The organism is Ruminiclostridium papyrosolvens DSM 2782 (genome assembly GCF_029318685.1).
Taxonomy (GTDB): domain Bacteria; phylum Bacillota; class Clostridia; order Acetivibrionales; family DSM-1351; genus Ruminiclostridium; species Ruminiclostridium papyrosolvens.
This window is the reverse complement of record NZ_CP119677.1, coordinates 4,075,717-4,088,208: the sequence shown is the minus strand read 5'-3', so window position 1 is coordinate 4,088,208 and position 12,492 is coordinate 4,075,717. Positions and strand designations below refer to the sequence as shown.

The 12,492-nt window shown below is 36.6% G+C and carries 10 protein-coding genes; all 10 read left to right on the top strand.

Annotated features, from left to right (window positions below):
- Nucleotides 1–63 precede the first annotated feature (63 nt).
- The 10 genes from P0092_RS18070 to P0092_RS18020 all read left to right on the top strand — a co-directional run bounded on the left by P0092_RS18070 (nt 64) and on the right by P0092_RS18020 (nt 12,439).
- The gene (locus P0092_RS18070) at nt 64–1,155 is read left to right on the top strand and encodes an amino acid ABC transporter substrate-binding protein (protein WP_004622221.1); all 1,092 of its coding nucleotides are present in this window, start codon (nt 64–66) and stop codon (nt 1,153–1,155) included.
- 119 nt (nt 1,156–1,274) lie between these two features.
- Entirely contained in the window at nt 1,275–2,444 is a 1,170-nt protein-coding gene (locus tag P0092_RS18065; RefSeq protein ID WP_004622223.1) for an amino acid ABC transporter permease, read from the top strand.
- A gap of 9 nt (nt 2,445–2,453) precedes the next feature.
- Nucleotides 2,454–3,629, top strand: coding sequence for an amino acid ABC transporter permease (locus tag P0092_RS18060; protein ID WP_117407420.1), 1,176 nt, complete (start codon nt 2,454–2,456; stop codon nt 3,627–3,629).
- An 18-nt stretch (nt 3,630–3,647) separates the two neighbouring features.
- On the top strand, nt 3,648–4,421 hold the full coding sequence (locus tag P0092_RS18055; RefSeq protein ID WP_004622228.1) for an amino acid ABC transporter ATP-binding protein: 774 nt from the start codon (nt 3,648–3,650) through the stop codon (nt 4,419–4,421).
- Between the two features lie 72 nt (nt 4,422–4,493).
- Entirely contained in the window at nt 4,494–5,960 is a 1,467-nt protein-coding gene (locus tag P0092_RS18050) for an aspartate ammonia-lyase (protein WP_004622229.1), read from the top strand.
- Between the two features lie 849 nt (nt 5,961–6,809).
- On the top strand, nt 6,810–7,505 hold the full coding sequence (locus tag P0092_RS18040; protein WP_276186985.1) for a flavodoxin family protein: 696 nt from the start codon (nt 6,810–6,812) through the stop codon (nt 7,503–7,505).
- 131 nt (nt 7,506–7,636) lie between these two features.
- Nucleotides 7,637–8,569 carry a MerR family transcriptional regulator gene (locus P0092_RS18035; protein WP_004622233.1) on the top strand — a complete coding sequence of 311 codons (933 nt, stop codon included), beginning with the start codon at nt 7,637–7,639 and terminating at the stop codon, nt 8,567–8,569.
- 316 nt (nt 8,570–8,885) lie between these two features.
- Complete coding sequence (locus P0092_RS18030) at nt 8,886–9,800, top strand: phosphotransferase family protein (RefSeq protein WP_004622235.1); 915 nt, start codon at nt 8,886–8,888, stop codon at nt 9,798–9,800.
- 352 nt (nt 9,801–10,152) lie between these two features.
- Nucleotides 10,153–11,235 carry a 3-phosphoserine/phosphohydroxythreonine transaminase gene (serC, locus tag P0092_RS18025; RefSeq protein WP_004622237.1) on the top strand — a complete coding sequence of 361 codons (1,083 nt, stop codon included), beginning with the start codon at nt 10,153–10,155 and terminating at the stop codon, nt 11,233–11,235.
- A gap of 25 nt (nt 11,236–11,260) precedes the next feature.
- On the top strand, nt 11,261–12,439 hold the full coding sequence (locus tag P0092_RS18020) for a phosphoglycerate dehydrogenase (RefSeq protein ID WP_004622238.1): 1,179 nt from the start codon (nt 11,261–11,263) through the stop codon (nt 12,437–12,439).
- Nucleotides 12,440–12,492: the final 53 nt, after the last annotated feature.

Here is a 12,492-nt window from a genome sequence, read left to right as displayed (position 1 = left end):
TTTAAAAATGTATAACTAAAGTCAAAAGGTAAAATATTTTTAAAAATTTAAGGAGTTGAAAAAATGAGAAAAATATTTAATGCAAAAGCTTTAGGCAAAGTGGCAATGCTGTTAGTGGCAAGTGTATTGGTGGTTACCGGATGTTCCAGCTCGAATGAACAAAGCGATACAAGTGGTAAATCGGGTACAAAGGGACAGGGCAGTGAATCAATACTTCAGAAGGTAAAGGCCAGAGGTAAGGTTTACATTGGTTGTGATACTGTTCTTCCTGGCTTTGGATTTCTGGAAACAGATGGAAAGTACAGCGGTTTTGACATTGAAATCGGGAAGGCATTTGCCGCTGCAATTCTCGGGGATCCAAATGCTGCAGAAATGAAGCCGGTTACAGGACAAACCAGATTTACAGCTCTTCAAACCGGAGAAATTGATATTTTAAGCCGTGCAACTACAATGAGCATTACCAGGGACACAACTCTGGGAATAAGATTCTTACCAACTGATTTTTATGACGGACAAGGTATCATGGTTAAGAAAAACAAGAACGTTAAAACCTTTAAAGACCTTGACGGAATGCGAATAGGTGTGGAACAGGGTACAACTACGGAAAAGAATGTGACAACAAAGTTAGCTGCTGTAGGTGCAAAAGCAAATATAGTAGTTTTTGAAAATCAGGATTCAATTGTATCCGCATATGAAGCAGGAAGTATTGATGCATGGACATCAGATAAATCAGGACTTGTTTCAAGACTTGCAGGCATGAGTAAGCAGGACGAGCATGCTATTCTTGAAGAAACATTGTCAAAAGAACCGTTGACACCTGCAATAAAAGCTGGGGATGATCAATGGTTTAATGTAACAAGATGGACGTTGTATGCACTGATGCAGGCAGAGGAATTGGGAATAACACAGGCTAATGTAGAAGAAATGGTTAAATCCGATGATCCGTCAATTCGTAGCTTACTTGGAGCAGAAGGGGATTTAGGCAAAAATTTAGGACTTAGCAATGACTGGGTTGTAAAGCTGATAAAAGGTGTCGGAAATTACGGAGAAATTTATGAAAGAACTCTCGGACAGGGTTCTGCATTTAAACTTGATCGTGGTCTGAATGCATTGTGGACAGACGGAGGTCTGATGTATTCACCGCCTTTTAACTGATAAGCTACATAAAAATAAAAACGAACGAATCAGCTGGCGTCCGGTATGTAGTGCTTAAATTTATAGCTTAAATTCCTTCTCCATACCGGAAGTTGGTTGCATCGGAGGTGATGCTTTGCATGAATAGAAAGACTACGACTCCATTATGGAATAATAAAAAAGTGATTCCAATTATTCTTCAGGCAGTATTTTTGATTGTACTCATCCTATTGTCTGTGTTCTTTATTTCAAATGCTAGTAAGGGTCTCCAAAAGATTGGTATTAAGCTGGGATTTGATTTTTTAAATTCAACGGCAGGTTTTTCAATTGATGACAGATTAATTAATTATACTCCATCTGATAGTTATGGAAGAGCCCTTTTGGTAGGCTTGTTTAACACATTAAAAGTGGGATTGGTTGGCATTGTAATATCAGGAATTCTGGGATTGTTTATAGGTATAGGACGATTGTCAAACAATTGGCTGGTTAAGAAACTTACCGGAGGGTATGTAGAAGTAATACGTAATACCCCTTTATTAATACAAATTTTTATTCTTTACTTTGCAGTATTTTTACCATTTCCTCAAATTGAAAGAAATATAAACTTTAAAAATATAATTTTTTTCAGTAATCGCGGAACGGCAATTCCATGGTTTACAACCAACCAATCCTCAGGTATATGGCTGATCTTTGCCATGATTGGTCTGGCAGCGGCAATTGTATTGTGGAAGGTGGTGCTGAAAAAACAGGTTGAAATCGGAAAAAACATGCATCCTATGGCTTGGAGCATCGGAGCAGTTTTAATTACTGTTATTGTCGCTTATGTGGTAACAAATAGCCCTCCTCTGCAGATAAGCATTCCTGAAATCAATAAGATGGCATTTAGAGGAGGATATGTTCTCAGCTCTGAGTTTGCTTCTATCTTATGTGGACTGTTTATTTACCACTCCGCTTTTATAGCTGAAATAGTAAGAGCCGGTATAATGGCTGTACCTAAAGGACAAATAGAGGCTACAAAGGCACTCGGTATGAAAAAGGGAGCCACTATGCGTCTGGTTATTCTTCCTCAAGCCTTCCGTGTAATAATACCCTCAGTCACAAGCCAGTTTTTAAATTTGTTCAAAAACAGTACGTTGGCGATAGCAGTTGGGTATACAGATTTATTTTCGATAGGAAATACCATTATAAATCAAACAGGTCAGTCTATACAAATTATGATTTTGATGGCGTCAATCTATTTGATAGTCAGCTTGGTGATATCATTTTTAATGAATTGCTTTAATAATTATTACAAGCTGGTGGAAAGGTAAATAGAGGATATGGAGATTAAAATGTCTTTTTTACAGCAGAAATCGAAAATTATAGATTGGTTGAAGAAAAATTTATTTGGAAGTTGGATAAGCGGAATAGTAACTTGCTTATTTGCAATAATAACAATTTTTATTGCAAAAGCTGTTTTGAAATTTATATTTGTTACGGCAAAATGGGATGTAATTCCTGCAAACCTGAAAATTTTAATGGTTGGACAATACACGGCTTCTGAAGTGTGGAGGGTTTGGCTGTCGTTATCTGTAGTAGTATTTTTACTTGGAGTTTTATGGGGAATTAAAAGAGGAATTATCAAGGCAGTCTCTTTCTCTATAATTGCTATATTTGCAATAACACTTTTATTGCCATTTGTATCAATTGCAACAAGAGTGTGGGCATTTACTCAAATTTTACTTACATTAGCAGGATTTTGGATAGGACACAAGTTTAAATTTATAAAGAAGTATTATTTTTTAGGCTGGCTTCTATCTGTTCCGATCATATTAATTCTTCTGAACGGTGTGGGAAATATGAAGGATGTTAATACAAACCTTTGGGGAGGATTCCTGCTGACAGTACTTATTGCAGTGGTAGATATCGTGCTTTCATTTCCTATTGGTGTTTTATTGGCACTGGGTCGTCGTAGTAAACTTGTGGTAATACGTTGGTTCTGTATTATATATATTGAAGTTATTCGCGGAGTTCCATTGATAACTGTGCTGTTTGGGGCACAATTACTTCTTCCTTTATTTCTTGGCAATGGTTTGGAATTAAATAATGTTTTGAGAGTAATGATTGGATTTACTTTGTTTAATGCTGCGTATGTTGCCGAAACGGTTCGAGGCGGCATGCAAATAATCCCTCAGGGACAGTATGAGGCCGCTCAGGCACTTGGTTTAAATTATGTACAAAGAATTACGTTCGTTATTATGCCTCAAGCATTGAGAAGTGTGGTGCCGGCTTTGGTAGGCAGTGTAATAGAAGTATTTAAGGATACTTCGCTTGTAGCTATTGTAAGTTTGATGGACTTACTGGGTATTGCTAAAAGGGTTGTTGCAAATCCTCAATTTTTAGGCAGGCAAATGGAAGTGTTCTTGTTTGTTGCTGCAGTATTCTTTGTTATATGTACAGTAATATCTAAAATAAGCAAGCGCATGGAAGTATCATCTAGTTACGGTAAAGTTTAACGTAGAAAGGGGATTCAAATGGCGACTGAAAAAGAAGCAGTTATGAGTGCTGGTAATGAGGAACCTATTATAACATGCAAAAATATTAATAAGTGGTTTGGGAGTCATCATGTATTACGTGATGTTTCACTGGATGTTAAGCGTGGAGAAGTAATAGTTATCATAGGCCCGTCGGGATCAGGAAAATCAACATTTATTCGTACAATTAATGTTTTGGAGGAAATACAAAATGGTGAAATTACAGTTAACGGTATAAAATTGTCCGATAATGTTTCTGATATAGAAGCAATAAGAAAAGAGACCGGTATGGTATTTCAGCAGTTTAATCTTTTTCCCCATATGACAATTTTGGATAATTTAACTCTTGCACCGATATGGGTTAGGAAATGGCCTAAGAGCAAGGCTGAAAAAATTGCGTTGGAGTTATTGGAACGTGTTGGTATCCATGATCAGGCAAAAAAATATCCCGGACAGTTATCCGGAGGCCAGCAGCAGCGTGTGGCTATAGCCAGAACATTGGCAATGCAGCCGGAAATTATACTTTTTGATGAACCGACTTCTGCGCTTGATCCCGAAATGATTAAGGAAGTTCTTGATGTTATGAAAACTTTAGCCAAATCTGACAAAACGTTACTTGTCGTAACGCATGAAATGAAGTTTGCGCGTGAAGTTGCTGATAGGGTTATTTTCTTTGATGGTGGAAATATAGTTGAGTCGGGACCTCCCGCACAAGTCTTTGAAAATCCTAAGCATGAACGTACAAAGCTTTTCCTGTCACAAATATTGAAGTAATGGAATCAACGGCTTAGTGAGTTTAAGAAAAATGGATAAGTAATCATTTATATTAAGAATAGAGGGGTTAATGTGGCAGATAATATTAAGTACCGAATAGAAAGAGATTCTATCGGTGAAAAACAAGTACCTGAAGAGGCTTATTACGGCATACAATCCTTGCGTGCATTAGAAAATTTTCAAATTACAGGATTGACAATGCATCAGGATATGATTGTCAGCATAGTTGAAATCAAAAAAGCATCGGCTATTACAAATTGTGAAGTGGGTTTAATTAGTAAAAAAACTACTGATGCCATTGTTAAGGCTTGTGATGAAATAATTTCCGGAAAATTTAGAGATCAATTTATCGTAGATCAGATACAAGGCGGAGCAGGTACTTCTATCAATATGAATGCAAACGAAGTGATTGCTAATCGTGCAATTGAGATTTTAGGCGGGAAAAAAGGCGATTATTCTATTGTAAATCCTAATGACCATGTAAATTATGGACAGTCTACTAATGATGTATTCCCAACATGCGGCAAAATGACAGCATACAAATTGCTGATAAAATTAGAGGCACAGCTAAAGCGTCTGCATGATGCATTAATAGAAAAGGCGATTGAGTTTGATGATGTGATTAAAATGGGAAGGACGCAGCTTCAAGATGCAGTTCCTATTCGGCTGGGTCAGGAGTTCAAGGCATACAGCGAAGCGATTAAAAGAGATTTATCCCGTATGCAAAGAGCAATGGATGAGATGAAATATGTAAATTTAGGAGGTACTGCCATAGGAACCGGGCTGAATGCAGATGAGCAGTATTTGCAATTTGTAGTTCAGAATTTGGCTAAGGTCTCAGGACTTGGTTTAATGCAGGCTTTTGACCTTGTTGATGCAACGCAGAATTTGGATGGATATGTAGCTACTTCAGGTATCATAAAAAGCTGCAGCGTAAATCTGTCTAAAATGGCGAATGATTTAAGACTCATGTCTTCGGGCCCAAGAACGGGCTTTGGCGAAATAAACCTCCCTCCGAAGCAGAACGGTTCTTCAATTATGCCGGGAAAGGTAAATCCGGTAATACCTGAAGTTGTAAACCAGGTAGCTTTCAATGCTATTGGAAATGATATGACTATAACTATGGCATCGGAAGCTGGGCAATTGGAGTTAAATGCTTTTGAACCTATTATTTTTTATAAGCTTTTTGAGTCTATTGAAACAACCACATATGCTGTTGAAACGTTAGTGGATAACTGTATAGTAGGAATTACTGCAAACAGAGAGCACTGCAAAGCTTTAGTCGACAATAGCGTGGGAATAATAACTGCTATTTGTCCTTATGTAGGATATTCAAAGGCAGCTGAAATTGCCAAAAAAGCTATTAATACCGGAGAAGTAATCAGAAAGCTTATTATTGATGAAGGTTTATTGGATGAAGAACAGTTAAATATTATCTTAGATGCTATGTCAATGACTGAGCCTGGAATATCAGGGAAATACAAGATGTCAAATGACAAGATGAACGGATTAGCCGAAAACAATAACAGAACTGCATAAAAAATTTTCTAAATAATTATCCCATTAATTATTCCATGTTTATCACTTAGAAAATGCAGTTCTTATATTGTAGAGCTGCTGCAAAATCAACTTTTAGTTGGAATTGCAGCAGCTCTGTTTATAATGCCCCCTGTTGTCAAGACACTGATTTAAAAAAGCTTAGTGTGTGACACCCCTCCTTTTTATGTGAATTTATTTCATTTACATAGCTGTTTTATATACTTCTCAGGGATATCTTTGTCCTAATGACTGATGGTCCTTTGATTGTTATATTCTGATATGAACGAAGATATTGTATTTTAAACAGCATGTACAGTTTCATATTCAGTAAGGTAAATCGTCTCAAGGATATGTATTATGTGCCTGATTCCGCTTGCTGAGGTTGGGTCCCGGTTGAATACCTGCAATTCCAATCTTAGTCATCAAGAGCTATACTCGTTTACGGTTGATTGTAAAAGCACCTGCAGTCGGCATGAACGAACACCAGTTAACAAAAATGATAGCTGCCGAAGTATTTACTTAAGCTTTATCCGGGTGTATAGTCGGCTGTGCAGCTGTCGCTGCGGTTTACATTCCGTCAAAACGAATTCGGAATATGGCAATAACTGATACGATAAATGAACTGTAGTGGTTTTAAGACGATAATTAGTGGACTAACATACTAAAACCCAATAAACCATTGAAAATAGCGGTTTATTGGGTTTTTTATATACAAATTGTGTGGTGCTTTATGGAAGTATTGATATATACCAATCAGTATGTTATCTTTGAAATAATAGACGCGACTTAAATATTGCTAGAGTTACTTATGCACTGTTTGTCGCAATTCGTTGTTGCAAAGGAGCTATCATGAAGATTGCAGTGTTTCACGGGAGCCCCCGAAAGGGCAATACCTATAAGGCCACGAAAATCTTTTTAGATGAGTTGACAAAATACAGAGATGTTCAATACACAGAGTTTTTTCTTCCTGAAGCCATGCCAGAGTTTTGCACAGGGTGTCAACTTTGCCTTGGTAACCCATATGAAAAATGTCCTCATTCAAAATACGTAACTCCAATTTTGAACACAATAATTAATTCTGATGCACTGATATTTACCACTCCTCATTTTGGTGCTTGCAGTATGACATCTTGTATGAAAAACTTATTGGACCATCTGGACTTTTTGACAATGAATGTTGCACCCAGAGCCGAGTTGTTTAAAATGAAAGCATTTATCATTACGACAGGTGCAGGTTCTGTTGCAGCGATAAAGCCAATTAAAAAATATCTCAAGAATTGGGGCATTAACCGTGTTTACTCACTTGGTTTTAGGATGTTCACTGATAGATGGAATAAAATGTCGCAACCAAAACAAATGAAGTTTGAAAAAAAACTGCGTAGAGCTGCAAACAGATATTATAATGCCCCTCAAAAATACCCATATATTTCTACGATTTTCATGTATTACATATCAAAGTTTATTTTAAGGAAATACGTTGGTATAGGCAAATATCCATATGAATATTGGAAAGAAAAAGGTTTTTTTAATAAGAAGCCATTTTAACAAATATGATGTGTTTAATAAGCATAATTTACACTAGGTAAAGACATGCACAGTTTTATTTGCCAATATCGTTGACTTTGACGTTAGGTAAAGGAGTATCCTTAACTCAAAACAGCAGGTGGGGGTTAAAAATGAGTGAATTAATCAAAATATCTGAAGTGGCATTAAAATATGATATCTCAACCAGGGCACTGCGATACTATGAGGATGCGGGGCTTATCAAGAGTATTCGTACCGAGGACTACGCCTATAGATTATTCGATGATAAGGCAATAAAGCGGATTGAGCAGATACTGGTTTTGAGAAAATTAAACATAGCAATTAAGGATATAAAAAAGATTTTTTTATGTAATAGTTTAGAAGCTCTATTAGAGGTTTTAAGTAATAAGGTTAATGAAATAGATGACGAAGTTACACTTTTGCATGAGTTAAAAGAAATTGTTGCTACATTCATAAAACAGCTTGAGAAATGTGACTTTAAGGAAGATATGGATTTAAACTTATTGTATGAAAGAGCGAATGTAATAGAAGAAAGATTGAATGAAAGTAAAGAAGCAAGTGGCGATTCATCAATGGAAAGATTGCTTGAAGTTGCAGAAAAACTTGAGAAAATGCCGGACATCCGAATTATTCTGCTTCCGAAAGTGAAGATGGCACGTTCAGGAAATACTGATTTAGGAGAGTTTGATAAATGGTGGAGTAGTGTTGTAGTGGAGCAATCATTATTTCCACGTGATTTCATGTGGTATAATTCAAAACTTAATTATTTTGAATGGCTTTTTACTATTCCTGAGAATATGACTGATACGAATGGTTATGAAGTGTTTGATTTTCCGGGAGGTCTATATGCTGTTGCCACAGCGTATGACGAAGGTGAAGAAATAAGCAGGATAAATGGCTTGATACATAAATGGATAGATGAAAGTGAAGAATTTGAAGTCTCCAACAATGAAAATGATACTGACGAACGCTATGATATGGGGCATATTGTTTCTCCAATGGGGGTATACCGTTCCCAAATGGATTTGTTCATTCCTATTGTGAAAAAGGTAAATGTAAAGTAATAGAAAATATTTATTGGATATAGGATGGAAAAATAAAGAAAGAGGTTTGCTATAATGATAGAAATACCGGAGGGAGAGACACTGAACGTGATTTGTTTGGCTGCTTTGGCGGGTATAAATCAACAATAATTTTCATTGCTACATCTTGCTTTCAATTCACAATTCCTAAAAATCAACTACTGTAATACACTTGTTATTAAATAACTATACCATAATTTTGCAGGAACAGGTACCAAATTGCTGGTATAATAAAACCAGTTGGTCATAACTTGGATATAAATCGCCTGTGACATTTATAAATTAAGAGGGTGAGATTGTGGATTATAGCTTAATAAATGATATTCCAATGCATACAAATTGGTCAAAGGTTGAGCCATTGAATAAAGGCTGGTCAGATGATAAAAAGTTCTATATCGAAGACAATACCGGACGAAAGCTTCTTCTCAGAGTATCTGATTACTCAAAATATGAGGTCAAACGTCTGGAAAATGAATATATGAATAAGGCTTCAAGCTTGGGAATAACAATGTCAAAGCCCCTGGATTTCGGGGTCTGTTCTAATGGAAAAAGCGTATATTTACTTTTAACATGGGTAGAGGGTGAGGATGCGGAGACGGCCTTGCCAAAGATTAGTGAAAGAGAGCAATATAACCTGGGCCTAAAAGCAGGGCAGATATTACAGAAAATACATACAATACCTGCTGCGGGGAATCAGGAAGGATGGGCAGACAGATACAAAAGAAAAATTGAACAAAAAATCAGAGCCTACCGGGACTGTTCTGTTAAACTTGACAATGATGCTGAGTTTATACGATTTTTAGAGAAGAACATTTCTTGTTTGAATTATAGACCACAAGTGTATCAGCATGGGGATTTTCATATAGGTAACCTTATTGTCACCAAAGATAATGACATTGGGGTAATTGATTTTAATAGGAGCGATTTTGGAGACCCGTGGGAAGAATTTAATAGATGTGTTTTTTCTTGTAAAGTCAGTGTTCCATTTGTATTAGGGCAAATACACGGATATTTCGACCAACGGGTGCCGGACATGTTTTTTAGGCTAATGGCGCTTTATATTATAACGGATATAATTTCTTCAATACCTTGGGCTATACCATTTGGAGAAGAAGACGTAAAATATATGATTAACAATGCTAATGAAGTATATAGTTACTTTAATGGGTTAAAGACGTATGTACCTATATGGTACAAGGACAGCTTTATGTGAAACAATTTTAATAAGGAAATTACTGGATTTATTGTAGAAAAATTAACTTTCGACTTCATTTAGCTATTATTTTATTGTAATAAAGTGCATTGTTTGCTATTATTTATATAGTTGCAAAAAACTTTAAACTAGATGGCATACACAAAGCTTGTGCCATAATATCTCCCTAAAATTCCAATAAACTATGAGTTTCGTTAAGGAATTATGCCGTACAAATTAGATGGCATCTATCTGGAACGCAATGGGGCGATGAATATGAAATTGTGTCCTTTCCTGTAGCGATTGCTGTAAATCAGGATGGATACAGATATTATTGGATACAGAGGGAGTAATATATAAGGAGGACAAAACAGTGGGAAGGATTTATAATTTTTCTGCAGGTCCGGCAATGTTGCCGGTAGAGGTACTAAAAGAAGCAGCTGACGAGATGCTGGATTACAGAGGTACCGGTATGTCTGTTATGGAGATGAGCCACAGATCTAAGGCATACGAAGTAATCATAAAGGAAGCTGAGAAGGATTTACGGGAATTAATGAATATTCCTGATAATTATAAAGTGCTTTTCTTACAGGGCGGTGCGTCACTTCAGTTTGCCATGATTCCGATGAATTTGATGAAGAATAAAGTATCTGACCATATAATAACCGGACAATGGGCAAAGAAAGCATATCAGGAAGCTAAAATCTATGGTACAGCCAATGTAATTGCTTCTTCTGAGGATAAGACATTTTCTTATATTCCGGATTGCTCCGACCTTCCAATTTCTGAAAATGCTGATTACGTATACATTTGTGAAAACAATACTATATACGGAACAAAATTCAAAAAATTACCAAATACTAAGGGCAAGCTATTAGTTTCTGACGTTTCTTCATGTTTCTTATCAGAACCCGTTGATGTAACAAAATATGGCATAATTTATGGTGGTGTTCAAAAGAACATCGGACCGGCAGGTGTTGTAATTGTTATTATTCGTGAAGATCTTATAACTGAAGATACACTTCCGGGCACTCCTACCATGATGAAATATAAAACTCATGAAAAAGAGGGTTCTATGTATAATACCCCTCCGGCTTATGGCATTTATATCTGTGGTAAGGTATTTAAATGGATTAAGAATAAAGGCGGCTTAGAGGCTATGAAGGCTCATAACGAGAAAAAAGCAGCAATACTTTATGATTTCTTAGACCAGAGCAAGATGTTCCGCGGAACTGTTGTAAAAGAAGACCGTTCCTTAATGAATGTTCCTTTTGTTACGGGGAATGAAGAACTTGATGCAAAATTTATTAAAGAATCAAAGGCCGCAGGTTTTGAAAACCTAAAAGGACATAGAACTGTAGGCGGTATGAGAGCTTCAATATATAATGCAATGCCTATTGAAGGTGTTGAGGCATTAGTTGCGTTTATGAAGAAGTTTGAAGCTGAGAACCTGTAATAAGACTTAGAGAGGAGTTAAAGTGATGAAATATAGTTGTCTTAATCCGATAGCAAATATTGGTTTAGATATTTTTAATGAGGAACATATTAAAATTGATAATGTCAGTGAAGCAGATGCGATATTAGTCAGAAGCGCAGCGATGCATGACATGGAATTCAGCAGTAATCTAAAGGCGATTGCAAGAGCCGGAGCAGGAGTAAACAATATTCCGCTGGAAAAATGTGCTGAGAATGGAATTGTCGTATTTAATACACCTGGAGCAAATGCGAACGGTGTAAAAGAATTAGTAATTGCAGGACTTATGTTAGCTTCCCGTAATATCATAGGTGGAGTCAACTGGGTTCAGACTATCAAGGACGAGCCTGCTGTTGGAAAGGCTGTAGAAAAAGGCAAAGGCAAGTTTGCGGGCAAGGAAATAAAGGGCAAGAAGTTAGGTGTTATTGGACTTGGCGCAATTGGTGTTTTAGTAGCAAATGCTGCTAACCGCTTGGGAATGAAAGTTTATGGATATGACCCGTTCATTTCAGTAGACAGTGCATGGAATTTATCCCGTGATATTGTGCATGTTAAAACAAGAGACGAAATATATAAAGAGTGCGATTATATCACTCTTCATACTCCTTTGATAGAGAATTCGGACCCTAATGTTAATACAAAGGAAATGATTAACGAAGAAACGATTTCCAAGATGAAGGATGGAGTTACTATACTTAATTTCGCAAGGGATTTGTTAGTATGTGATAACGATATAGAAGTAGCTTTGAAAAATGGCAAGGTTGCGAAGTATGTTACCGATTTCCCTAATGATAAGACGGCTAAGATGGAGGGAGTTATAGCAATTCCACATCTGGGAGCCTCTACAGAAGAATCGGAAGATAACTGTGCAGTGATGGCTGTAAAACAGTTGGTGGATTTTATTGAGAATGGTAACATTAAAAATTCTGTAAACTATCCAAACTGTGATGCGGGTATCTGCATGACGGACGGACGTATTGCTATCTGCCACAGAAACATTCCGAATATGCTGGCTCAGTTCGCCGGAGCATTTTCTTCTATGAATGTAAATATCTTAGACATGGTGAGTAAATCAAGAGGCGACTATGCGTACACCGTATTGGATATTGAAAACCAGACCAATGAAGAAGTTGTAGCAATGATTGCGGCAATTAAAGGTGTATTAAAAGTAAGAATTGTAAAATAATTTAAAGGTTATAATAAAGAAATAAAATCGGGATATAGGTACAATGCTTAAAG

Bases quoted from the DNA above. Each gene is read 5' to 3' on its own strand.
- P0092_RS18070 (WP_004622221.1), top strand. From the start codon at position 64: ATGAGAAAAATATTTAATGCAAAAGCTTTAGGCAAAGTGGCAATGCTG.
- P0092_RS18065 (WP_004622223.1), top strand. From the start codon at position 1,275: ATGAATAGAAAGACTACGACTCCATTATGGAATAATAAAAAAGTGATT.
- P0092_RS18060 (WP_117407420.1), top strand. From the start codon at position 2,454: ATGGAGATTAAAATGTCTTTTTTACAGCAGAAATCGAAAATTATAGAT.
- P0092_RS18055 (WP_004622228.1), top strand. From the start codon at position 3,648: ATGGCGACTGAAAAAGAAGCAGTTATGAGTGCTGGTAATGAGGAACCT.
- P0092_RS18040 (WP_276186985.1), top strand. From the start codon at position 6,810: ATGAAGATTGCAGTGTTTCACGGGAGCCCCCGAAAGGGCAATACCTAT.
- P0092_RS18035 (WP_004622233.1), top strand. From the start codon at position 7,637: ATGAGTGAATTAATCAAAATATCTGAAGTGGCATTAAAATATGATATC.
- P0092_RS18020 (WP_004622238.1), top strand. From the start codon at position 11,261: ATGAAATATAGTTGTCTTAATCCGATAGCAAATATTGGTTTAGATATT.